Genomic DNA, 21,487 nt, shown 5'->3' with positions numbered 1-21,487 from the left:
CGCTAGACCGCGACCGCCGCCTTGATGTGCGGATGCGGGTCGTAGCCGACGAGCTCAAAATCCTCGTAGCGGAAGGAGAAGATGTCCTTCACCTCGGGATTGATCCGCATCATCGGCAGCGCCCGCGGCGCGCGCGTGAGCTGGAGCTTCGCCTGCTCCAGGTGGTTGGAATAGAGATGGGTGTCGCCGAGCGAGTGCACGAAGTCGCCGGGCTTCAATCCCGTGACCTGCGCGACCATCATCGTCAGCAGCGCATAGGACGCAATATTGAAGGGCACGCCGAGGAACACGTCGGCCGAGCGCTGATAGAGCTGGCACGACAATTTGCCGTTCGCGACATAGAACTGGAACAGCAGGTGGCAGGGCGGCAGCGCCATCTTCTCGACGTCGGCCGGATTCCAGGCGGTCACGATCAGCCGGCGCGAGTCCGGAGTGCGCTTGATCATGTCGACCACATTCGCGATCTGGTCGATACTGCGCCCGTCGGCCGTGGGCCAGGAGCGCCATTGATGGCCGTAGACCGGGCCGAGATCGCCATTGGCGTCGGCCCACTCGTCCCAGATGGTGACGCCGTTGTCGCGCAGATATTTGATGTTGGTGTCGCCCTTCAGGAACCACAACAGCTCATGCACGATCGCCTTCAGCGGCAGCCGCTTGGTGGTCAGCATCGGGAAGCCGGCAGACAGGTTGAAGCGCATCTGATGGCCGAACACCGACAGCGTGCCGGTGCCGGTCCGGTCGGTCTTCTCGGTGCCGTCTGAAAGAATCCGCTCGAGCAGGTCCTGATACTGGTGCATGTGCGATAGAGCCTTTGGGGAGGCGGCGAACTTAACGGCGCGCCCCGCGCTACGACAGCAGCGATTCGCTGTTTAAGCCCATTATACCCCGAAAAGTGACTGTTCCCGGTGCAAACAACAAGGGGCGGAACTTGCGTCCCGCCCCTCGCCTATCGGCTTGAAAGTGCTGGCTAAGTTGCCGGCTTGAGCACCGGGGTCCACTTCGCGATCTCGTTCTTGACGAGGGTCGCCAGCGCCTCCGGCGTCCGGTCCTTGGGGCCCGGAATGACGCTGCCGAGCTCGAGCAGGCGCTTCTTCACGGTCTCGTCCTCGAGCGCCTTGATGGCGGCGGCATTCAGGCTCGCGATGATCGCGGGCGAAGTTCCCTTCGGCGCGAACATCGCGTTCCAGGCCTGGGCCTGGAATGCAGGCAGGCCGGCCTCCGCCGTCGTCGGCACGTTCGGCAGCGACGGATTGCGCTCGGCCGTCGCGATCGCATAGGCCTTGATGGTGCCGGCATTGATCTGCGGCACCGCATTGACGATCTGGTCGCACATGTAATCGACCTGTCCGGCCACCAGCGCATTCATCGCGGGGCCCGTGCCGTTGAAGGGCACGCCGACCGGCTTGACGTCGAGGATCGAGTGCAGGAGCTCGCAGGAGACGTGCGAGACCGAGCCGACGCCGGCATGCGCGGCGTTGACCTTCTCCGCGTTCGCTTTCACGTAGGCGACGAACTCCTTGAGGTCTTTCGGCGGAAAGTCCTTGCGCGCCAGGATCAGAATCGGCGTGCCCGCGAGCAGCGCGACCGGCTCAAAATCCTTTTCCGGGTGGTAGGCGAGTTTCGGATAGAGCGGCACCGAGGCGGCGTGCGTGCCCATATGCCCGGTAATGAGCGTATAGCCGTCATTGGCCGCGCGCGCAGCGCGCGTGGTCGCGGTGGTGCCGCCGGCACCGACCACGTTCTCGATGATGATGCTCTGTCCGAGCGTCTGCGCCATGTGCCCGGTGACGATGCGCGAAATCACGTCGGTCGGTCCGCCGGCCGCGAACGGCACGATCATGGTGATGCTGCGCGTCGGATAGGTCTGCGCCTCCGCCGGTGCGACAAAGCCGCACAACGATGCGAACGTCGCGACACATGCGCCCGCAAGCGCGCGAATGGAAGTCATCTCGATCCCCTCGGACGTAAAACAAAAATGCCGGCCACAGGGCCGGCATTTTCATTTCACGAAGCGGTCACACAAGTCGATTCGACTTCCGAATGCGGCGTGCGGACGCAGGGCGCCGCGACGACGCAGGCGCGGTCAGTTCTCGGATTCGGTGAACACCTCGTCGCGCTTGGCACGCAGCACGGGCAGGACCGTGAGGATCAGCAGAAACGCCGCGATCGCCAGCAGCACCGCCGACAACGGACGCGTCAGGAACACGCTCCAGTCGCCGCGCGAGATCAGAAGCGCACGACGCAGGTTCTCTTCCATCAGCGGTCCGAGCACCATGCCGAGCAGCAGCGGCGCCGGCTCGAAATCGTGCTTGATCAGCCAGTAGCCGACCAGACCGAAAACGCCCGCGAGAATGACGTCGACCGGTGCGTTGTTCACCGAGTAGATGCCGATCGCGCAGAAGATCACGATCGAGGGGAACATCAGCCGGTAAGGCACGCGCAGCAGCCGCACCCAGATTCCAACGAGCGGCAGGTTGATGATGATCAGCATCAGATTGCCGATCCACATCGAGGCAATCATGCCCCAGACCAGATCCGGCTGCTTCTGCATGACCTGCGGGCCCGGCACGATGCCGTGGATGGTCATCGCGCCGACCATCAGCGCCATCACCGCGTTCGGCGGGATGCCGAGCGTCAGCAGCGGAATGAACGAGGTCTGCGCCGCAGCGTTGTTGGCGCTTTCCGGCCCTGCCACGCCCTCGATCGCGCCGCGGCCGAACCGCGACGGGTTCTTGGCGAGCTTCTTCTCGAGCGTATAGGCCGCAAACGACGCGATGACCGCGCCGCCGCCCGGCAGAATGCCGAGGATCGAGCCGAGCACCGTGCCGCGCAGGATCGCAGGCGCCGAGTCGGTCAGGTCTTTCCTGGTCGGCATCAGGCCGGTGATCTTCTGCTGCACCAGATCGCGATTCATCTCGGCGCCGGCGTCGAGATTGCGGATGATCTCGGCGAAGCCGAATACACCCATCGCCACCGTCGCGAAGCCGAGGCCGTCGGCGAGCTCCGGAATGTTGAAGGCCATGCGCGAGGCGCCGGTCTCGATGTCCGAGCCGACGATCGAGAGCAGCAGGCCGAACACGATCATCGCGATCGCCTTCAGCACCGAGCCTTTGGCCAGCACCACCGCGAAGATCAGGCCGAGCACCATCAGTGAGAAATACTCGGCCGGACCGAACGCCAGCGCGAGCTTCGTGAGCGGCGCGCCGAGGACGGCGATCAAAACGGTCGCAACGCAGCCGGCGAAGAACGAGCCGATCGCGGCGATCGCCAGCGCCGGGCCGGCGCGGCCCTGCTTGGCCATCTGGTGGCCGTCGATGGCGGTGACGACCGATGTCGCCTCACCGGGTATGTTGACCAGGATCGACGTGGTCGAACCGCCGTACTGGGCGCCATAATAGATGCCGGCGAGCATGATCAGCGCGCCGACCGGCGGCAGGCCGAAAGTGATCGGCAGCAGCATCGCGACCGTCGCGATGGTGCCGATGCCCGGCAACACGCCGACCAGCGTGCCCACGAGGGCGCCGATCAGGCACATCAGCAGGTTGATCGGAGAGAACGCGACGGCAAAACCGTGAGCGAGGTTGGCAAAGAGCTCCATTACACCCTCACTGAACCAGGAAACGCGGGAACATCGGCATCGGCAATCCGAGCACGTACGGGAACAGGATTGCGCAACCGAGCGTCAGGCAGGCGCCGACGATGGCGGCCTCCAGCCAGCGCGTCTCATGCGAGCCCAGCGCTGCAATCATGAAGCTCACGAAGGCCGTGACCACGAGGCCGAGCGGCCGGATCGCCAGCGCGAAAAACAGGATCGCGACCATCACGAACAGAGGCCCGCGCCAGGAATAATGGGCCATCGCCGGCCCATCGGTCAGAAGGCCGGTCAAGGCGATGCCGGCCGACAAGGCCACCAGCAATCCACCGAACATCCGCGGTGCCGTGCCGGCGCCGAAGGAGAAGCCGCGCATGCCCTGCAGATCGCTCGACGCCCACAGCGCGAACAGGGCGAGCGCCATCAGGATGACGCCGCCGATATAGTCCTGCGCCGACCGGATCGTCATGAACAGCGTGAGGATCGCCACTGCAAACAGCGGATAGGAATAGATCAGCGCCAGCAGCACGTCGGATGACGCCTTCTTGGTGCCGCCACCGAACGATCCGAATATGGCACTGGGCGCGCCGGCGAGCAGCGCTGTCGCATGGCTGGTTACGACCTGCAATGGGCCGCGCCCGGCACCCCAGCCGAAGATCGTCCCGATCGACCAGATGAATTCGAAAATCTGCGGCGCTATCGCCAGCAGGCAGAAGCCAATCGCCACCGCCGTGTTTCGGGTGGCAGTCGCCGAGTGGCCCATCGTGTCGGCCATGCTTGTCTCCTCCGCGACTCCTAAGTCACGAGCACTGTTGTTCTAATCGGCTGGAAAAGGATCCCCCGCCCGGATCACTGCCTAGCGATTTTCATTACACAATGCCAGCAAAACCAAACAGGCCTCCGGCGAGCAGAAGCCAGAGTGGATTGATGCGCGAGACGGACGCGAGCACCGCAACCGCCGCGGTCAGAAGCAGCGCAGCAAAGGTGCGATCGGTCGACTGGGCCAGGATCAGGGCGCTGGCTGCCATCAATCCAATCGATAGCGGAACCAGTGCAGTCTGAATCAAGGCGGGCCAACGCGATTGGCTGGGCCGGCTCAGCAGACGGCTGACATAATAGGCAAGCAGCGCCGTCGGCAGGCACATCGCCAGCGTTGCCGCCAGCGCGCCAGGGATGCCGGCGACGGCATAGCCGATTAACGTGACGATAAGCACGTTCGGACCTGGCGAGAGCTGCGCGATCGCATAGGCGTCGGCGAACTGCTTCTCGGTCATCCAGTGATGCACGTCGACCGCGATGCGGTGCATCTCCGGCACCGCCGCCGCAGCGCCGCCGACTGCGAACAGCGACATTAGACCAAAGGTGGAGATCAGCGCCCAGATCGGGTTTTCGCTGTTCATGCTGCTACCTTCCGCCGCACCCAATATGTGACGCCGATACTGATGGGAATCGCGACCAGCAGCACCGCCTGGAGCGGCAGGCGAAGCACGCCGATCGCAACGAACACGCCGAGCATGAGAGTGAGCACGACGACGTCCATCCGCTTGAGCAATGGCATCATCATGCGAAAGACCACCGCGATCAGCAGCCCGACCGCCGCGCAGGAGATGCCCGCAAGGATGCGGCGCAGCACCTCCACATCGCCGAACCGGGCGTAGATGATCGCAAGCACGGTCATGATCACCGTCGGCGGCAGCAACAGCCCGGTAAAGGCGGCAACGCCGCCGGCGATGCCGCGCAGCCGCGACCCGAACACCATCGACAGGTTGACGATGTTGGGCCCGGGCAGGAAATGGCAGAGCGCAAAGGTCTCGTTGAACTCGTCCGCCGTCATCCAGCGGTGCTGATCGACGATGGCGTGGCGGGCAAACACCAGGACCCCGCCGAAGCCGGCCAGCGACATCCGGGCGAAGGCCAGGAACAGCGCGACGAGGCCGGGCGGAGGAGCGTGGGTGGCTGGATGGTCCGGCTCTTGATCTGGCTCTTGATCTGGCTCTTGGGCGGCCGGTGCTGAATCCGTGGACATGTCAGGAGCTTAGAACGCTGGCCGTCCCAGGGCCAAGATCATACGGAGGGCCGGCCGGAACCTATCCAAAGGGAACCTCGCCATAGCCGCTCGAAACACCTGTCATTTGAAACCTTTGCCCCCTATATTGGGGGTGCCGGTTCGCCGGCTATGGAAATAAACGGTCGTCGCAATAAACCATTCGGACCCGGGGGCGGTACCCGGCGCCTCCACCAAAGCCCACCAGCGGGCTCACCCACAGCGGGTTTTGGCGGGGGCGAAATAGGATCGACGAGGGCGTAAAGGGCGTGCTTTTTCCCGGTATTGTTCCGCCGTTATCGGGCTACTGCAATAGTTGCCAACGACAACTTTGCTCCGGTTGCTCAGGCTGCGTAACGCAGTTTGAAAGACCATCTTAAAGTCCTAACGGGTTAAGCTCCGTTAGGCGGGGTTCGGAGGCACCTGGCAACAGAAGCCTCCACTTACCTCTTATTTCCTTCCCGGCGGGGACTCCTGCTGACCCGTCAGGCGCGGTACTATTGCGGCTTGGCGAGTCGGGCCGGCAGGGCCCAACTCCTGGAATGCAACAGGACCACCATGGCGACCGATCATATCCGATACGATGTGCTGGCCCGCGACGCGCTGCGCGGCGTGCTGCGGAAGGTGCTGACCGATGCCGCGTCCCATGGACTGCCGGGCGAGCACCATTTCTTCATCACCTTCGTGTCGAAGGCCGAGGGCGTGAAGCTGTCGTCGCGGCTCCTGGCGCAATACCCGGAAGAGATGACGATCATCCTCCAGCACCAGTTCTGGGATCTGACCGTGCTCGAGGACCGCTTCGAGGTCGGCCTGTCTTTCGGCGGCATTCCGGAGCGGCTGATCGTGCCGTTCAGCGCGATCAAGAGCTTCCTCGATCCGTCCGTGAAGTTCGGCCTCCAGTTCGACACCTCCGACGTCGCCGAGGTCTCGCCCGAGACATTGCCGGCCGCTCCCGCGCCGTCGGCCGTCGCAGTGCCGGCGCCTGCCAGCGAGCCGGCGGAAAGCGCCGAGGAGCCGACCGCCCCGAACCAGGGCGGCGCCGAGGTGGTGCGGCTCGATCGTTTCCGCAAGAAATGATCTAGGTTGGGCGCGAAACGGTCGCGCCCGGCCAAACTGCCGATATAGAAGAGCACATGAAGAGGCTGCGCGGAATTCCGTGCCGCAGAATGGATGTGCTCATGGCCAAGACTGCTCGCTCGAAGACTGCTCGCTCGAACACTGCCCGCCCCGCCAGCCGCACCGAGACCGACAGTTTCGGTCCCATCGAGGTCCCCGCCGATCGCTATTGGGGGGCGCAGACCGAACGTTCGCGCCAGAATTTCCGCATCGGCATCGACCGCATGCCGATCGCGCTGGTGCATGCGCTCGGCATCGTCAAGCTCGCCGCCGCACAATCCAACCTCGCGCTCGGCCTGCTCGACCAGCGCCGGGCCAACGCCATCATCCGCGCCGCGCGCGAGGTGATCGAGGGCAAGCTGGACGATCATTTCCCGCTTGTCGTGTGGCAAACCGGCTCAGGTACGCAGAGCAACATGAACCTCAACGAGGTCATCGCCAACCGCGCCAATGAGCTGCTCGGCGGCGAGCTCGGCGCCAAGAAGCCGGTGCATCCCAACGATCACGTCAACATGAGCCAGTCGTCGAACGACTCGTTCCCGACCGCGATGCACATTGCGGCCGCAAGCCGCATCAATGCCGATCTCGTCCCTGCCCTCGGCGAGATGCAGCGCGCGCTCCGCAAGAAGGAGAAGGAGTTCGCAAAGATCGTCAAGATCGGGCGGACACACACCCAGGACGCGACGCCGCTGACGCTCGGCCAGGAATTCTCCGGCTACGCCGCGCAGGTCGAAAGCGGCATCGCCCGCCTCAAGGTGGCGGTGAAGGACCTCTATCCGCTGGCGCAAGGCGGCACCGCCGTCGGCACCGGCCTCAACTCCAAGCCGCGCTTCGCAAGACTGTTCGCAAAGCACGTTGCCGGTATCACGAAGCTCCCCTTCACCAGCGCCGCCAACAAATTCGAGGCGCTGGCCTCGAACGACGCCTATGTGCTGGCGCACGGCGCCATCAATTCCGTCGCGACCGGCCTGTTCAAGATCGCCAATGACATCCGCCTGCTCGGATCGGGCCCGCGCTCGGGCCTCGGCGAACTGATCCTGCCGGAGAACGAGCCGGGCTCCTCGATCATGCCCGGCAAGGTCAACCCGACCCAGTGCGAGGCGATGACGATGGTGTGCTGCCAGGTGTTCGGCAATCACACAGCGATCACGGTCGCCGGCAGCCAGGGCCATTTCGAGCTCAACGTCTACAAGCCCGTGCTCGCCTACAACATGCTGCATTCGATACGGCTGATGGCGGACGCCGCGCGCTCCTTCACCGATCATTGCGTCAGCGGCATCCGTGCCGACGAAAAGCGCATCAAGGAGCTGATGCAGCGCTCGCTGATGCTGGTGACCGCGCTCGCCCCGAAGATCGGCTACGACAACGCCGCCAAGGTGGCGAAGACCGCGCATGCCAACGGCACCACGCTGAAGGAGGAGGCGCTGCGGCTCGGCTTCGTCTCGGCCGACGAGTTCGACCGTCTGGTGCAGCCGGAGAAAATGACGCGGCCTGGATGAATTCCGAATTCCGATAGTCATCCGTAATCATACGGTGCCCCTGGGGCTCATAAATATAAGGCTTAAGGGACGGGATTTGATTACCGTCAATGTTGTGGCGAGGCGGCGTGCTACGCAGGCCTCTCTGCCCTTTGACGGGGCGAATTCATCGTTTGATGGCCCAAGGGGCCAATTGACGAGGACGAGCGAATGGCGATCAAGTCTCATGGGGCGCGACACGGCACCCAGTTTCTGAATGTTTCATCCTGCCAGAAGAGGAGCGGATGATGGAGACGCGGCATGGGGAACGTCATCAACCTGAATCGTTTCAGGAAGCGCGCCGAGCGGGAAGCCACGGCGAAGCAGGCGGACGTCAACCGGGCGAAGTTCGGCCGCACGAAGGCGGAGCGGTCGGCGGAGGAGACGCGCGCGGACAAGGCGAAGGCGCATCTGGACCAGCATCAGATCGATCGCGAGGATCAGTCATGAAGTCGCCCGTGGTGAAACGGTCGATCGTGGTTGCCGGCCACAAGACCAGCGTCAGCCTGGAAGAGGCGTTCTGGAACGGCATGAAGGAGATCTCGGGCCTGCGCAACATGACGCTGTCCGAGCTGGTCGGCGAGATCGACGGCAACCGCCAGCAGGGCAATCTGTCCTCGGCGATCCGCCTGTTCGTCCTCGACTACTTCAAGAGCCGCGCCATGGCCGCGATCCAGGCGGACAAGGTCCCGGCCCAGTAGGCGTTGGGCGTCCTCCAACGGCGCCTCACGGTTCTGCACTTTAAAATCACTCTAAGGTGCAGTTTCAGCCGACCCGCGCGCTTGACCTCAATGCCCTGCGTTGAAAATACAGGGCATGACCGACACCAATGACACGCGTTCGCGAATCCCGCTGGGCCTGGCCCAGCGCGGCTATATCGGCGTCATCCAACATCTTTCCGCTGGGGATGCGGGCTCGGCGCTCTCGGACATCGAGCTCGAGAGCCGGCTGATCGAGCTCGGCTTCGTCGAGGGCGCCCGGGTCGAGGTCCTGCACGAGGGCCTGGTCGGGCGTGACCCGATCGCCGTCCGTGTCGACAACATCACGATCGCGATCCGCCGTCGTGAAGCCATGGCCATCATTGTCGCCTAGACAGCGACCGGAAATCTGATCCCAAGGCCTTTGATCACATGGAAGCTCCTCTGCTGCATCTCGCCCTGGTGGGCACGCCGAACAGCGGCAAGACGTCGCTGTTCAACGCGCTGACCGGCAGTCGACAGAAAGTCGCGAACTATCCCGGCGTCACCGTCGAGCGCAAGGAAGGCTTCTTCGTCACGCCCCTGGGACGCCAGGTCTCGGTGGTCGACCTGCCCGGCACCTACTCGCTGCGCGGCCGCAGCCCCGACGAGGAGATCACCCGTGACTTCGTGCTCGGCAAGGCGTCCGGCGAGACCGTGCCCGACCTCGTGCTGTGCGTGGCCGACTCGACCAATCTGCGCCTGACCATCCGCCTGCTGCTGGAGCTGAAGCGCACCGGGCGGCCGATGATCCTCGTGCTCAACATGTTCGACATCGCGAGCCGCCGCGGCATCACCGTCGACGTGGAGCGGCTCGCCAAGGAGCTCGGCGTGCCCGTGGTCACCTCGATCGCGGTGCGCAAGAGCGGCACGGCCGACCTGTTGGCGCTGACGGACGAGATCTCGGCGAAACTCGCCGCGGAGCCGCGGGAGAACAGCTGGCGCGCGCTCAGCGTCGCCGAGCTGCGCGCCACCCAGCGCGAGGCCGACCGCATCATCGCCGACTGCGTCAGCCTGCCTGCTAGGCCCGACACCTGGACCGCGCGGATCGATGCCGTGGTGCTGCATCCGGTCGGCGGCCTGATCGTGCTCGCCGCTATCCTGTTCGTGATGTTCCAGGCGGTGTTTGCCTGGGCGCAGCCGCTGATGGACTTGCTCAACAACGGCTTCGACGCGCTCGGCGAGTTCGTGCACGCCACCCTGCCCGCTGGCCTCTTGCAGAGCTTCCTTCAGAACGGCGTGATCTCAGGCGTCGGCAGCGTCATCGTGTTCCTGCCGCAGATCATCATCATCTTCCTGTTCATCCTGCTGCTGGAAGACTTCGGCTACATGGCGCGCGCCGCGTTCCTGATGGACCGCATCATGGGCGGCGCCGGCCTGCACGGCCGCGCCTTCATTCCGCTGCTGTCGAGCTTTGCCTGCGCCATTCCCGGCATCATGGCGACGCGCGTGATCGACAACAAGCGCGACCGGCTGACCACGATCCTGATCGCGCCGCTGATGACCTGCTCGGCGCGCATTCCGGTCTACACGCTGATCATCTCCGCCTTCATTCCGGCCAGGGACGTCTGGGGCTTCATCAACCTCCAGGGCCTCGTGATGTTCGGCCTCTACGCCGCCGGCATCACCAGCGCGCTGCTGGTCTCGTTCCTGATCAAATTCTTCATGCTGCGCGACTATGCGCCGGCGCCGTTCATGCTGGAGCTGCCGGACTACAAGATGCCGCGGCTGAAATCGATCGCGATCGGCGTCTACACGCGGGCGAAAATGTTTCTGCACCGCGCCGGCACCACGATCTTCTCGATGATGGTGCTGATCTGGTTTCTGGCCTCGTTCCCGCAGCCGCCCGCGGGCGCCACCGAACCCGCGATCGACTTCAGCCTCGCCGCGATCATCGGCAAGGCGCTCGAGCCCCTGCTCGCGCCGGTCGGCTTCAACTGGCAGATCGCGGTCGCGCTGATCCCGGGCATGGCGGCGCGCGAGGTCGCGGTCGCAGCCCTCGGCACCGTCTACGCGATCGAAGGCGGCAAGGAAGCGGCCGAGCAGATCGGCCAGGTGCTGGCGACGAAATGGTCGCTCGCGACCGCGATGTCGATGCTGGCCTGGTACATCTTCGCCCCGCAATGCGCCTCCACGCTCGCCGTGATCCGGCGCGAGACCGGAAGCTGGACCTGGATGGCCGTGACCTTCTTCTACATGCTGGTGCTGGCCTATGCCGCGAGCCTCCTGACCTACAACGTCGCGGTCGCGTTGGGGGCGGGATAAGGCCCCTCTCAAACCAAAACTGCGAAAACAACCCCATGCACAGTAGACGAGGGTTGTGAAATCAATGGCTTACGCATGTGCAAAAACCACCCGGGCCAAGGACTAATGCGCGCCGGTTGCACCGTCGGGCAAAACACTGGCACAATGGTATCATCGAAGAATTGCCAAGACCGGGATCAGGCCGGGATCGAGATCCGCTAGCGCGGATACCACTGACCGCGAGGGTCGCGCTGACGCGCGAACGCGTAGCTCGGATTGACGCCGCAATAGGCATTGATCCCTGAGGCGGTTGCCATGCACTGCTCATAGGTCGCGAATTGGCAATTGCCTGGGTATCCCCAAATCCGCCCCTGCAAGCAGTAGCTATCAGGAACACCCGGGGCGACGTTGCCATGGCGATACTGGCGTTCGGCCGCAGACGAGATCGAGGCCGCCGATACCAGAATTGAGCTAACCGATAGAATTGCGAAAAGCAGGCGGGTCATCTTCATCTCCTGATTCAAGTTCTGTCGGTTGCTGCGCGCCAACCTGCCTTCCGGCTGCGAACATCAACACAATCGGGCGCGCGCGGTCCCAACCAAAATCAACGGATCTAAGGCAGGGTGCACGAGGCCGCACACGCGAATGCGGCTGCTGCCGCAGTAAGTCGTCCTGCATCCATAGTTGCCTCCGTGAGCTGGTGAAGTCCAGCCATCGAAGCATGGAAAGCCTACGAGGCCTCAAGTTGCGCTAGATCAAGGCGGCGTATCGCGACATGCCAAAACTCGTCCTGTCCGTTGGTACAATGAACCTTAGGACGATAGTCACTCGTCCTGCTTTCGAACAAGCTCGATATCAGGAACAAGAGCCGCGCGACACTGCCCCCGTGTCAGCACATGCTCCGCGACTGACAAACCCGATCGCCATGAGATTGAGGAGTTGGTCCAATGCTGATGCACGCGACCCCGGTCTCCCTTCCCCGCCCGCATTCTCTTAGCGAACTCGGAATGAGCGCCGCCTCGAATCCGATGGTCAGCCTGAGGGAATTCACCTACAGGCGCGGCAGCGAGATCTATGGCGAGAAGGAGCCCGCCGAATACATCTACCAGGTCAAGTCAGGCACAGTACGAAGCTACAAGCTGCTGTCGGACGGGCGCCGGCAGATCAATGCGTTTCATATTCCCGGCGACACCTTCGGGCTGACGAATGGCGGTGTCCATCGTTTCACGACGGAAGCGGTGACGGACACGACCGTGCGGCTGATCAGGCGGGAGAGCCTCGACGCTGTTGCCGGGAGCGACGGCACCTTGACCGGAAGCCTGCTCCATATGACCATGACGAACCTCCGGCATGCCGAAGACCACATGCTGCTGCTTGGACGCAAGACGTCGCTGGAGCGGGTTGCCGCCTTTCTGATCGAGATGGACAGGCGACTCACCGCCGCAGGCGTCCTCGCGCTGCCGATGTCGAGGCGCGACATCGCGGATTATCTCGGTCTGACGCTCGAGACCGTCTCGCGATCTCTCTCGCATTTGCGCGAGCTTGGGGTCCTCGCATTCATCGACAACAACCAGCGTCACATCGTGCTCATGGACAGGCAACAACTCGCCGGGTTCGACCGTCGGAACTGACGCTGGAAGCGACGGACATCCTCGCGGTTTCGCGCTTCCCATGAAAAAGGCCCCGGTCCATGCCGGGGCCTGAAGTCACTGGGAAGACACCAGCTCAGTAGCGAGCACCATAACCAGCACCATAACCGCCGAAGCGATAGTTCAACCGAAGCGTGACCATGTCCACATCCTGGCTGACCCCGGTGCCGAGGAGGGTGCGCCCTCCGGGCGTGACCACGCCTGCGAAGGAGGTGTTGTCATTCCCCATCCAGAGATGGTCGTATTCAACACCGACGGTCCAGTTCGGTGAGAAGCCGTATTCCCAGCCGACACCCAAGGCGCCGCCCCAGCGCGTGTGACCTGCCGAGGCCAGGCCGACTCCGGTGATGTTGTTGAATACATCAAAGCGATTGCGAGTGACGGCCGCGCCACCCTTCACGTAGAGCAGTGACGCGTTCCATGCCCATCCGAGTTGGGCCGTGAACAGGCCGATGCCATCGGTTTTCCCCGTGGTCGAAATCAGCGGATCAATCAGGCTCACGCGCGTGTTCTTGATCTCCGCCCAATCGCCCTGTGCTTCCAACCCAAGCACAAACTGATTGGTTTGCCAGCGATATCCGATCTGGCCGCCGACGAGACCCCCGGAGCGATCAGCGCAACCGCCTCCCACTGTTCCTGCGAGCGTGACGAAATCCACGCAATTATGGCTCTGCCCCCAACCTCCGTTGGCGCCAATATAGAATCCGCTCCAATTATAGACCGCCACCATCGGTGCCGGCGGCGGTGCCTTAACGGCCATGTCGGCCGCCATGGCCGGAGCCGCCATGCTCAGCGCCGCGAAGCCGATCGCAGCCATCGAGAGCCTTTTCATCATCCTATCCCCTTTGCTCGAATCTTCTTGGTTCAGAAAGCGGGCCCTTATGCGGGTTAACGTGCTTAAGCGCCGCGAACATCCAGAAGTTTACGTGCAAGGGGATTTTCGACCCGTACCAAAATGGCAACACCCAAGCGCCATCGCTGTGCACGGCAATGTGCTTAGTCGGTATCCGTAGCTCCGGGCGGTGCAGCGCTTTCCTGTCCTTCGGCAAGCCACGCGTTGATGCCGGACGCTGGAATGAGCCGCCGGGGAAGGTGGGGATTGATCGTGCCCGCAAAGACAGCGAGGCCTTCGTCGAGTTTTGCGCGCGCGAACAGCTTTGCCTCGTGCTCCGTCACAAACGTCCTCGTCTCGCGAGGACTCCGCTGTCTCGGCAGGATGCCCCGCTTTTGCACTTCAAAGGTGACGTACCAGGTCGGGATCATCGCACGCACCAGCTTCTCACAAACCGCACAGAGGCGGTTGTCGTGCGGCCCTGATCGCGGCGCTTGATTCAGATCAAGTCGCTACTTGACGACTTGATGCGGCGATTGAAACGTTGGGCAGAGCTGCGGCAGAAGCCTATCGTCGGCGTCATCATCGAGGCCGATGTGGCGGAGGACACTGCGCGATGGATGAGCGGCGCGCGGTTCATCCGGGCTGCGGGGCCAGTTGACCCGCCTGGCAAGACACGATCACGATGGCATCATCGGCTTCAGCGACATCCAGCTCGCGACCTGCTCCATCCTGCGAGTGGCGGTACGATACCGTCTTTGGCCTCGATCAGCATCGCGATGCAGAGCCGACCATCCCGATGAGCAAGGAACCCGGCGCCGAGCTGAGAGTTCCTTCCCTGAGAGTTCCTTCCCAAGGCCTTCGGCTCGACCAAGCGCGAGCCCTGTCAACAAGCGCGCCTTGGAACTCGCGTAGGGGCGGTGGCGCCCCTTTTCGAAGCGTCAGGGGGTTCAATGAGCAGTCCATCCGACACTGTTGCAGACAGTGCGCCCCAAGAGGTGTCCAGAATATCGACCGGTAGCGCCGGCCTGGACGACATCCTGGGGGGCGGGTTCGACTCCAACCGGATGTATCTCTACGAGGGGCGGCCCGGCACGGGCAAGACCACGATCGCACTCCAGTTCCTGCTGAGGGGGGTGCGGGACGGAGAGCGCGTGCTCTACGTTTCGCTGTCCGAAACCAAGCACGAGCTGGACCTCGTGGCGCAGCGGCACGGCTGGTCGCTGGACGGCATCGACATCTTCGAACTGGTCCCGCCGGAGACGACGCTCGATCCGGAACGCGAGCTCACGGTGTTTCATCCCGCCGAGATGGAGCTGAGCGAAACGACAAACCTTGTTTTCAAGGAGGTCGAGCGGATCAATCCTACCCGCGTGGTGCTCGACAGCCTGTCCGAGTTGCGCCTGCTTGCCCAGAACCCGCTTCGCTACAGGCGGCAGGTGCTGGCGCTGAAACATTTCTTCACCAACCGCAATTGCACGGTGGTCCTGCTCGACGATCTCTCGTCATCTCAGGACGATCTGCAGCTCCATTCCATTGCGCATGGCGTGGTGATGCTCGAACAGCTCGCGATCGACTACGGCGCCGAGCGGCGCCGGCTCCGCGTGATCAAGATGCGCGGCATCCGGTTTCGCGGCGGGTACCACGATTTCACGATCGAGCAAGGCGGCTTGCGGATATTCCCTCGCCTGGTGGCGGCCGAGCATCACAAGACCTTCGTCGGCGAGTTCACCCCCAGCGGCAACGCCGAGCTCGACCAGCTCCTGGGAGGCGGTCTCGAGCGCGGCACCAATGCGCTGCTCATCGGCGCCGCCGGCGTGGGGAAATCATCGGTTGCGCTCACCTATGCGATCGCGGCGGCCGAACGTGGCGAGCACGCGGTGTTCTTCGCGTTCGATGAAGGCCGCGGCACGGTCGAAGCGCGCGCCCGGACACTTGGCCTGCCCCTGCAAGAACACGTCGATTCCGGCCATGTCCGGTTTCAGCAGATCGATCCCGCCGAGCTGTCACCGGGTGAGTTCGCCGCGAACGTGCGAAAGAGCGTCGAGGTCGACAAGGCCCGCCTCGTCATCATCGACAGCCTCAACGGCTATCTGGCCGCGATGCCCGACGAGCGATTTCTCATCCTGCAGATGCACGAACTCCTGAGCTATTTGGGGCAGCAGGGTGTGCTGACCATCCTGGTCCTCGCCCAGCATGGCCTCGTCGGTCCGATGGATACGCCTCTCGACATCAGCTATCTCAGCGATTCGGTGCTCATGCTGCGCTATTTCGAGGTCAGCGGAACGGTGCGGCGCGCCCTGTCTGTCGTCAAGAAGCGCAGCGGCCAACACGAGCACACCATCCGCGAATTTCGGCTCAGCCGCGCCGGCATCACGCTCGGCCCGCCGCTGAGGGAGTTCAGCGGCATCTTCTCCGGCAATCCGCGTTACACCGGGTCACCCAAGCCCGAAGGGTCGGTTGAATGAGCGTTGAGCGAGATCACCATGTTCTCGTCTTTGCTCCGATCGGGCGCGACGGGCTTGCCTCCGTCGAGCTGTTCCGGAGTTCGCACCTGGAAGCGAGCAGCTGCCGCAGTCTGCCCGAACTCGTCAGCGAGATGGCAGCCGGCGTCGGCGCCGTTTTCCTTGCCGAGGAAGCGCTGTTCGGGAAAGACACGTCGCCGCTGGCGCAATGGATCGAGAGCCAGCCGCCCTGGTCCGACCTGCCCTTCGTCGTCCTGACCAGCCATCGCGAGCAGCCGGCCGTCCTCGCCTGGCGCCGCAGCATTGTCGCGCTTCTCCGCAACGTTTCGCTGCTCGAGCGGCCGGTTCAGCCGATGACGCTGACCAGCACCATTCAATCGGCACTGCGCGCACGGCGGCGCCAATATGAAATCCGGGCCCTGCTCGCGGCGCGCGAACAGGCGGCTCAGGAGCTCGAAACGCTGGTGGTCGAGCGCACGCGGGCCCTCGCGGAAGCCAATAAGCAATTGCGCCTGGAGATGAACGAGCGCGCGCGGGTCGAGGAGACGCTTCGGCAAGCCCAGAAGATCGAAGCCATCGGACAGCTGACCGGCGGGGTGGCGCACGACTTCAACAATCTGCTGATGGTGATCTCCGGCGGCCTCGACATGCTCGACCGCCAGACCGATCCCGCCCGTCGCCGCCGGCTCATGGACGGGATGGTCCAGGCCGCCCAGCGCGGGGCCAGCCTGACCAGGCAGCTTCTTGCGTTCTCCCGCCGCCAGACGCTCCGGCCGGAGCCCGTCGACGTCGCCTCGCAGATGGGCGGCATGCGCGAATTGCTCGACCGCAGCCTGAGAGGCGACGTCCATGTCGAGTTCGATTTTCCGGACACGCTCTGGCCGGTGGAGGTCGATCCCGGCGAGCTCGAGCTCGTGATCCTCAACCTCGCCGTCAACGCCCGCGACGCCATGCCCAATGGCGGCACGATTCGCGTGCGCGGGGAAAATCTGCCCGATCTGAATGACGAGCAGATCGCCGGAGACTACGTGCGCCTGTCCGTGGTCGATACGGGTGTCGGCATGAGTCCGGAGATCCTGTCACGCGTTTTCGAACCATTCTTCACGACCAAGGAGGTCGGAAAGGGCTCGGGGCTCGGGCTTGCCCAGGTCCATGGATTCGCGACGCAGTCACGGGGGACGGTCCGCATTCGATCGGAAGTCGGCCAAGGCACCAGCATCGAGCTCTATTTGCCGCGATCGCTCAGCATTCCTTCCAGGGAGCGACACCTCATCGATCTCAACATGGCGCGGCCGAAAAAGAGCAATCACGGCCGCATCCTTCTGGTCGAAGACGATGACGAGGTGGCCGCATTGGTGAGCGAGATGCTGGGCCAGCTCGGTTACGAGGTCACGCACGCGGCGAGTGGCGCCGCCGCGCTCGGTGCCCTCGCCGACGGCCGCGCCGTCGACCTCGTCTTTTCCGATATCATGATGCCCGGCGGCATGAATGGGGTCGAGCTGGCGCGGGAAATCAAACGAAGGCGAAGCGACATACCCGTGCTTCTGACCAGCGGATACTCCGACGCCGCAGTTCACGACGCCGAATTGGCGGGTCTGCAGATCCTGCCGAAACCCTACCATATCGACGAGCTGGCCGCGGCGCTCGGCGCGGCAAAGTCAGAACCCGGGCGCGACACGGAGTCCAAGCGGTCCAGCCGGCGCTGATGTCGCGCGGTGTCGCATCGCGAAAGCGATCGACGACCGGCCTCCAAAGCGGCTATCAGTCTCCATGGACCGCTTCAGCACCGACAGATTGACCGCCGAAAAGCTGCGCGAGGATCACCTTGCCGATCTCGTCGCGCTGCATCTCGATGCCGAGGTGTCCCGCTATCTCGGCGGCGTGCGTGCACCCGAGGTCACCAAGACGTATCTCGAGACCAACATGGCGCATTGGGACCAGCACGGTTTTGGGCTGTGGGTGCTGCGAACGAAGGACGGCGCCTTCGCCGGGCGAGCGGGCATCCGGCACATCCTCGTCGATGGCGTGGACGAGGTCGAGATTGCCTACACGTTCAAGCGCGAATTCTGGGGTCAGGGCCTTGCGAGCGAGATCGCGACGGCGCTGACCGAGATCGGGCTGTCGCAACTCGAGCTGCCGTCCCTCATCGGCCTCGTCTTTGTCGGGCATGGCGCATCCCGCCGCGTGCTGGAGAAGTCGAACTATATCCTCGAGAAGAGCACGACGCATCACGGCGAAGCCGTCGTGATCTACCGCATCCGGTGGTGAGAGGCGGAACGCTCAGCCGGTGCGGAGCCGGACAACCGATTGAGGCAAGGAGGCCAGAAACAACACCGCGCAGACACACAGCAGGACGATGTCCTTGAACAGGAACTCGCCGGCCAGATTCCACGCCATCGGATCGGTCGAAAGGCTCCATGTGACGACGCCCGGCGTCGTGAAGAAGAACGACCACGTGACCGCGAACGTCACCACGCCCATGAATGAACCGAGCGCGGACAAGACCGGATTGAACGCACCGGCCACGAGCAGCGCCGCAATCACGAATTCGGCGACACCGAGAACATAGGCCTCTCCCCTCAGGCCGAATACCGACAGCCAGGAGATGAACGGGCTGTTGCTGATGAACTGGGCGATGCCCTGTGCGGATTGCAGTGTGAATTTCTGCATTCCAAACGATACGAATATGACCACCATGACCCAGCGGAGAATGGCGAGCGGACGATAAGAGCCTCCACCATTTTCCGCGACGTTGAATCCCATCATGCGACGATTTCTCCCCGGATTGCGCATCCATCTGTTGGCGAACGAAGCGTCCGCTACGAGCTATTCGGAGGGGAGCGCCTGTCGTTACATGCGCGGCGGGTTCCACGGATCACAGCTGCGTGCAACGCGCGTGTTCGCGCCGCGATCGAGACTCGCGCATTTCGGATCGACAGGCTCTAGCCGTCGCCGCAATTGCGGTGACAGTGCATTCAATTGATGCACACGGGGGTCCGCTGCTTCGAGTTGAGTGCACTGTCACCGGCTACCCGGGTGCCGGGCCGACAAGGCCTGACCGGCAGGTAAGGCCCGCAGATGACGAAAAGCAGACAAGCCGGTTTATGCGGCCGTTGAGTTTTCTAGTCCTCGCGGCGAGCGAGAACTCTGTCAGCAGGTCCGCACATTCACGGACAAATCAGTACGGGAGTTTTCGCCTGCGCCAGCACCTTGTTTGTCACGCTACCGATGAGAAGCATGGAGAGTCCGCTGCGGCCATGGGATGACATCACGATGAGATCGCAACCTTTATTCTCGGCTGCTGCGATGATGGCTTGATGGGGTTGCCCGTTCTCCACTTGAATCGGTTCGCAGGAAACGCCGGCCTCCTTGGCCGCATTTGCCGCGCGATCCAATGTGCTCGTGGCCTGTTCCTTGCGCAGCTCGGCATATGTTGCGACTGCTTCACGGAACCGCCCTGTCATTTCTGAAAACGGCTCCACAACGAAGATTAGAGATACCTTGGCTCCAAGGGATTTCGCCAGCGCCAACCCATGCGCCACGCCGTGCTCCGCTAGCTCCGACCCATCTGTCGGAATGAGAATGTGCCGGTACATGCTTCACCTCCCGCCTGTCTGGACGTATCGCTGCCTTCCGAATGTAAGCTGGGCTCGCGTTTCGGATGCGGTCTTGAGATAGATCAATCTCTCGGCCCAGCTCGTAGGATGGATAGAGCGGAGCGAAACCCATGCTACAGGCCGCGAGCTACCGCTCGCCCGGCCACATCGCCATGGCCGCCTTCGCTACGCCTCTCAACTCCTCAGGCGTCGCGCCGTCCTTGGCCTGGATGGCCATGCCCTGAAACACACTCAGGTAGAACCGGCTCAGCGCATCGATGTCGGTTGCGGCAGGCAGCTCGCCGCTGCCGACCGCGCCTTCGATCCGCGCACGCAGATTGCCCAGCATGTCGAGGCGGACCTTCCTGATCGCGCGGGCAATGGTGGCCGGCCATTCGTCGCTGACGGCGCCGAGCACGGCCATGCAGCCGGCCGGCGCGGTCCGGGATTTCGGCAGGGTCTCGGTCGCCCCGATCAGCAGGTGCTCGATGCCCTCGCGCGCGGTTTTTCCGTCCGCGAGCTTGTCCCACACCGGAGGTCCCTGGGTCTGGACGTAATGCTCGATCGCGGCGAGATAGAGCGCCTCCTTGCTTTCGAAGGCCGCATAGAGGCTCGGCGAGCGGACGCCCATGGCGTCGCAGAGGTCGTGCATCGAGGCCGCCTCGAAACCCTTGCGCCAAAACAGGAACATGGCGGCTTCGAGGGCTGCCTCTCGATCGAATTCCCGGGGTCGTCCGGCCATCTCGCCCTTTCTGTAATGATCAACACATAATTGACTTGACGCGCCCGTTCAAGACTCCACATATTCTGTGTCGATCGTTACAGAATTGGAGAGATGAAATGAATCTGGCTGGAAAACGGGCCCTGGTGACGGGCGCAAGCAGGGGAATCGGAGCAGGCATTGCAAAAGCGCTGGCCGCGGAAGGCGCCGATGTTGCAATCACTTACGAGAAGTCCGCAGACAGTGCCGCGAAGATCGTGGACGCCATCAAGGCAGGCGGGCGCAAAGCCGTTGCGATCCAGGCCGACAGCGCCGATGTCGCTGCCGTTCAGGCCTCGGTCGAGAAGACCGTCAAGGAGTTGGGCGGGCTTGATATCCTGGTCAATAACGCCGGCATTTTGCGCCTGGGCGGCCTCAACGATATCTCGCTCGCCGACATCGATGCGCTGCTGGACGTCAACGTGCGCTCGCCGATGATCGCGAGCAAGGCCGCGCTGCCCCATCTCGGCAAAGGCGGCCGCATCATCACCATCGGCAGCTATTTCGCCGACCGCGTGCCCGCGCCGGTGCTCGGCGTGTATGCGGCGTCGAAGTCGGCGCTTGCAGCGTTCACGAAGGCGCTCGCGCGGGAGCTCGGTCCCAGGGACGTCACGGTCAATCTGGTGCAGCCGGGATCGATCGACACCGACATGAACCCCGCGAGCGGCCCGACCGCGGAGACGCTGAAACAGTTCATGGCACTGGGCCGGTATGGTGCGACGGATGACATCGCGAATGCCGTGGCATTCCTGGCGAGCGCGAAGGCAAAATACATCACCGGCTCGACCTTGACCGTCGACGGCGGCGCGAACGCCTAGACATTCTGGCTCTTCGTGTTCGTCCAACAGGAGGTTGAGAAGCTGGCCGTGACTGCGATCGCGTTTCCGCAGACGCAGAAGGGCGCGAGCTTCAAACTCGATGCCGCCAAGGCGAAG

At 63.4% G+C, this 21,487-nt stretch carries 23 protein-coding genes and 1 other RNA gene; 12 read left to right on the top strand and 12 right to left on the bottom strand.

The window, feature by feature from the left end:
- Positions 1-2: 2 nt before the first annotated feature.
- The 6 genes from OWC48_RS14490 to OWC48_RS14465 all read right to left on the bottom strand — a co-directional run bounded on the left by OWC48_RS14490 (position 3) and on the right by OWC48_RS14465 (position 5,618).
- Positions 3-797, bottom strand: a complete 795-nt coding sequence (locus OWC48_RS14490) for a thymidylate synthase (RefSeq protein WP_282520600.1) — start codon at positions 795-797, stop codon at positions 3-5.
- Between the two features lie 170 nt (positions 798-967).
- Positions 968-1,948, bottom strand: a complete 981-nt coding sequence (locus OWC48_RS14485) for a tripartite tricarboxylate transporter substrate binding protein BugD (protein WP_282520599.1) — start codon at positions 1,946-1,948, stop codon at positions 968-970.
- 135 nt (positions 1,949-2,083) lie between these two features.
- Positions 2,084-3,598 carry a tripartite tricarboxylate transporter permease gene (locus tag OWC48_RS14480; RefSeq protein WP_028147708.1) on the bottom strand — a complete coding sequence of 505 codons (1,515 nt, stop codon included), beginning with the start codon at positions 3,596-3,598 and terminating at the stop codon, positions 2,084-2,086.
- 7 nt (positions 3,599-3,605) lie between these two features.
- On the bottom strand, positions 3,606-4,367 hold the full coding sequence (locus OWC48_RS14475) for a tripartite tricarboxylate transporter TctB family protein (protein WP_282520598.1): 762 nt from the start codon (positions 4,365-4,367) through the stop codon (positions 3,606-3,608).
- A 94-nt stretch (positions 4,368-4,461) separates the two neighbouring features.
- The gene (locus OWC48_RS14470; RefSeq protein ID WP_282520597.1) at positions 4,462-4,992 is read right to left on the bottom strand and encodes a chromate transporter; all 531 of its coding nucleotides are present in this window, start codon (positions 4,990-4,992) and stop codon (positions 4,462-4,464) included.
- Entirely contained in the window at positions 4,989-5,618 is a 630-nt protein-coding gene (locus OWC48_RS14465) for a chromate transporter (protein WP_282520596.1), read from the bottom strand. The genes OWC48_RS14470 and OWC48_RS14465 overlap by 4 nt, the downstream gene beginning before the upstream one ends.
- Positions 5,619-5,714: 96 nt before the next feature.
- Between OWC48_RS14465 and ssrA the strand changes: the two genes are divergently transcribed.
- The 7 genes from ssrA to OWC48_RS14430 all read left to right on the top strand — a co-directional run bounded on the left by ssrA (position 5,715) and on the right by OWC48_RS14430 (position 11,271).
- Positions 5,715-6,080, top strand: a transfer-messenger RNA (tmRNA) gene (gene ssrA / locus OWC48_RS14460).
- Between the two features lie 114 nt (positions 6,081-6,194).
- Positions 6,195-6,713 carry an SspB family protein gene (locus tag OWC48_RS14455; protein ID WP_028147704.1) on the top strand — a complete coding sequence of 173 codons (519 nt, stop codon included), beginning with the start codon at positions 6,195-6,197 and terminating at the stop codon, positions 6,711-6,713.
- An 89-nt stretch (positions 6,714-6,802) separates the two neighbouring features.
- A complete protein-coding gene (gene fumC, locus OWC48_RS14450) occupies positions 6,803-8,251 on the top strand; it encodes a class II fumarate hydratase (RefSeq protein WP_282520595.1) in 1,449 nt (482 codons plus the stop codon).
- A 279-nt stretch (positions 8,252-8,530) separates the two neighbouring features.
- Positions 8,531-8,719 carry a DUF4169 family protein gene (locus OWC48_RS14445; RefSeq protein ID WP_028156439.1) on the top strand — a complete coding sequence of 63 codons (189 nt, stop codon included), beginning with the start codon at positions 8,531-8,533 and terminating at the stop codon, positions 8,717-8,719.
- Positions 8,716-8,970 carry a ribbon-helix-helix domain-containing protein gene (locus OWC48_RS14440; protein WP_282520594.1) on the top strand — a complete coding sequence of 85 codons (255 nt, stop codon included), beginning with the start codon at positions 8,716-8,718 and terminating at the stop codon, positions 8,968-8,970. Before OWC48_RS14445 ends, OWC48_RS14440 begins: the two co-directional genes overlap by 4 nt.
- A gap of 115 nt (positions 8,971-9,085) precedes the next feature.
- Complete coding sequence (locus OWC48_RS14435; protein WP_282520593.1) at positions 9,086-9,361, top strand: FeoA family protein; 276 nt, start codon at positions 9,086-9,088, stop codon at positions 9,359-9,361.
- 38 nt (positions 9,362-9,399) lie between these two features.
- Complete coding sequence (locus tag OWC48_RS14430; protein ID WP_282520592.1) at positions 9,400-11,271, top strand: ferrous iron transporter B; 1,872 nt, start codon at positions 9,400-9,402, stop codon at positions 11,269-11,271.
- Positions 11,272-11,468: 197 nt separating this feature from the next.
- Here OWC48_RS14430 and OWC48_RS14425 read toward each other — a convergent pair whose 3' ends face one another.
- The gene (locus tag OWC48_RS14425; RefSeq protein WP_282520591.1) at positions 11,469-11,756 is read right to left on the bottom strand and encodes a DUF3551 domain-containing protein; all 288 of its coding nucleotides are present in this window, start codon (positions 11,754-11,756) and stop codon (positions 11,469-11,471) included.
- 501 nt (positions 11,757-12,257) lie between these two features.
- Between OWC48_RS14425 and OWC48_RS14420 the strand changes: the two genes are divergently transcribed.
- Complete coding sequence (locus OWC48_RS14420; protein WP_282520590.1) at positions 12,258-12,881, top strand: helix-turn-helix domain-containing protein; 624 nt, start codon at positions 12,258-12,260, stop codon at positions 12,879-12,881.
- A gap of 94 nt (positions 12,882-12,975) precedes the next feature.
- Here the strand turns inward: OWC48_RS14420 and OWC48_RS14415 are convergent, their stop codons facing one another.
- The gene (locus OWC48_RS14415; RefSeq protein WP_282520589.1) at positions 12,976-13,731 is read right to left on the bottom strand and encodes an outer membrane protein; all 756 of its coding nucleotides are present in this window, start codon (positions 13,729-13,731) and stop codon (positions 12,976-12,978) included.
- A gap of 164 nt (positions 13,732-13,895) precedes the next feature.
- The gene (locus OWC48_RS14410) at positions 13,896-14,075 is read right to left on the bottom strand and encodes a hypothetical protein (RefSeq protein WP_404979755.1); all 180 of its coding nucleotides are present in this window, start codon (positions 14,073-14,075) and stop codon (positions 13,896-13,898) included.
- Positions 14,076-14,684: 609 nt separating this feature from the next.
- Between OWC48_RS14410 and OWC48_RS14405 the strand changes: the two genes are divergently transcribed.
- The 3 genes from OWC48_RS14405 to OWC48_RS14395 all read left to right on the top strand — a co-directional run bounded on the left by OWC48_RS14405 (position 14,685) and on the right by OWC48_RS14395 (position 18,464).
- Positions 14,685-16,199 (top strand): ATPase domain-containing protein, encoded by a 1,515-nt coding sequence (locus OWC48_RS14405; protein WP_282520588.1) that lies wholly within the window; start codon positions 14,685-14,687, stop codon positions 16,197-16,199.
- Positions 16,196-17,902, top strand: coding sequence for an ATP-binding protein (locus OWC48_RS14400; RefSeq protein ID WP_282520587.1), 1,707 nt, complete (start codon positions 16,196-16,198; stop codon positions 17,900-17,902). The genes OWC48_RS14405 and OWC48_RS14400 overlap by 4 nt, the downstream gene beginning before the upstream one ends.
- Positions 17,903-17,966: 64 nt before the next feature.
- Positions 17,967-18,464 carry a GNAT family N-acetyltransferase gene (locus tag OWC48_RS14395; RefSeq protein ID WP_282520586.1) on the top strand — a complete coding sequence of 166 codons (498 nt, stop codon included), beginning with the start codon at positions 17,967-17,969 and terminating at the stop codon, positions 18,462-18,464.
- Positions 18,465-18,476: 12 nt separating this feature from the next.
- On the opposite strand, the gene OWC48_RS14390 is transcribed toward OWC48_RS14395, so the two are convergent.
- The 3 genes from OWC48_RS14390 to OWC48_RS14380 form a co-directional block, all read right to left on the bottom strand.
- Positions 18,477-18,962 (bottom strand): YkgB family protein, encoded by a 486-nt coding sequence (locus OWC48_RS14390; protein WP_282520874.1) that lies wholly within the window; start codon positions 18,960-18,962, stop codon positions 18,477-18,479.
- A gap of 401 nt (positions 18,963-19,363) precedes the next feature.
- Positions 19,364-19,792, bottom strand: a complete 429-nt coding sequence (locus OWC48_RS14385) for a universal stress protein (protein ID WP_071910488.1) — start codon at positions 19,790-19,792, stop codon at positions 19,364-19,366.
- Between the two features lie 148 nt (positions 19,793-19,940).
- Positions 19,941-20,534 (bottom strand): TetR/AcrR family transcriptional regulator, encoded by a 594-nt coding sequence (locus tag OWC48_RS14380; protein WP_282520585.1) that lies wholly within the window; start codon positions 20,532-20,534, stop codon positions 19,941-19,943.
- 98 nt (positions 20,535-20,632) lie between these two features.
- On the opposite strand from OWC48_RS14380, the gene OWC48_RS14375 reads away from it, so the two are divergent.
- Positions 20,633-21,370 carry a 3-oxoacyl-ACP reductase family protein gene (locus OWC48_RS14375; RefSeq protein WP_282520584.1) on the top strand — a complete coding sequence of 246 codons (738 nt, stop codon included), beginning with the start codon at positions 20,633-20,635 and terminating at the stop codon, positions 21,368-21,370.
- The last annotated feature ends 117 nt before the right edge of the window (positions 21,371-21,487 follow it).

The organism is Bradyrhizobium sp. Arg816, from assembly GCF_029989365.1.
Lineage (GTDB): Bacteria > Pseudomonadota > Alphaproteobacteria > Rhizobiales > Xanthobacteraceae > Bradyrhizobium.
This window is presented reverse-complemented; position numbering and strand designations above follow the sequence as displayed.

Bases quoted from the DNA above. Each gene is read 5' to 3' on its own strand.
- OWC48_RS14490 (WP_282520600.1), bottom strand. From the start codon at position 797: ATGCACCAGTATCAGGACCTGCTCGAGCGGATTCTTTCAGACGGCACC.
- OWC48_RS14485 (WP_282520599.1), bottom strand. From the start codon at position 1,948: ATGACTTCCATTCGCGCGCTTGCGGGCGCATGTGTCGCGACGTTCGCA.
- OWC48_RS14480 (WP_028147708.1), bottom strand. From the start codon at position 3,598: ATGGAGCTCTTTGCCAACCTCGCTCACGGTTTTGCCGTCGCGTTCTCT.
- OWC48_RS14475 (WP_282520598.1), bottom strand. From the start codon at position 4,367: ATGGCCGACACGATGGGCCACTCGGCGACTGCCACCCGAAACACGGCG.
- OWC48_RS14470 (WP_282520597.1), bottom strand. From the start codon at position 4,992: ATGAACAGCGAAAACCCGATCTGGGCGCTGATCTCCACCTTTGGTCTA.
- OWC48_RS14465 (WP_282520596.1), bottom strand. From the start codon at position 5,618: ATGTCCACGGATTCAGCACCGGCCGCCCAAGAGCCAGATCAAGAGCCA.
- OWC48_RS14455 (WP_028147704.1), top strand. From the start codon at position 6,195: ATGGCGACCGATCATATCCGATACGATGTGCTGGCCCGCGACGCGCTG.
- fumC (WP_282520595.1), top strand. From the start codon at position 6,803: ATGGATGTGCTCATGGCCAAGACTGCTCGCTCGAAGACTGCTCGCTCG.
- OWC48_RS14445 (WP_028156439.1), top strand. From the start codon at position 8,531: ATGGGGAACGTCATCAACCTGAATCGTTTCAGGAAGCGCGCCGAGCGG.
- OWC48_RS14440 (WP_282520594.1), top strand. From the start codon at position 8,716: ATGAAGTCGCCCGTGGTGAAACGGTCGATCGTGGTTGCCGGCCACAAG.
- OWC48_RS14435 (WP_282520593.1), top strand. From the start codon at position 9,086: ATGACCGACACCAATGACACGCGTTCGCGAATCCCGCTGGGCCTGGCC.
- OWC48_RS14430 (WP_282520592.1), top strand. From the start codon at position 9,400: ATGGAAGCTCCTCTGCTGCATCTCGCCCTGGTGGGCACGCCGAACAGC.
- OWC48_RS14425 (WP_282520591.1), bottom strand. From the start codon at position 11,756: ATGACCCGCCTGCTTTTCGCAATTCTATCGGTTAGCTCAATTCTGGTA.
- OWC48_RS14420 (WP_282520590.1), top strand. From the start codon at position 12,258: ATGAGCGCCGCCTCGAATCCGATGGTCAGCCTGAGGGAATTCACCTAC.
- OWC48_RS14415 (WP_282520589.1), bottom strand. From the start codon at position 13,731: ATGAAAAGGCTCTCGATGGCTGCGATCGGCTTCGCGGCGCTGAGCATG.
- OWC48_RS14405 (WP_282520588.1), top strand. From the start codon at position 14,685: ATGAGCAGTCCATCCGACACTGTTGCAGACAGTGCGCCCCAAGAGGTG.
- OWC48_RS14400 (WP_282520587.1), top strand. From the start codon at position 16,196: ATGAGCGTTGAGCGAGATCACCATGTTCTCGTCTTTGCTCCGATCGGG.
- OWC48_RS14395 (WP_282520586.1), top strand. From the start codon at position 17,967: ATGGACCGCTTCAGCACCGACAGATTGACCGCCGAAAAGCTGCGCGAG.
- OWC48_RS14390 (WP_282520874.1), bottom strand. From the start codon at position 18,962: ATGATGGGATTCAACGTCGCGGAAAATGGTGGAGGCTCTTATCGTCCG.
- OWC48_RS14385 (WP_071910488.1), bottom strand. From the start codon at position 19,792: ATGTACCGGCACATTCTCATTCCGACAGATGGGTCGGAGCTAGCGGAG.
- OWC48_RS14380 (WP_282520585.1), bottom strand. From the start codon at position 20,534: ATGGCCGGACGACCCCGGGAATTCGATCGAGAGGCAGCCCTCGAAGCC.
- OWC48_RS14375 (WP_282520584.1), top strand. From the start codon at position 20,633: ATGAATCTGGCTGGAAAACGGGCCCTGGTGACGGGCGCAAGCAGGGGA.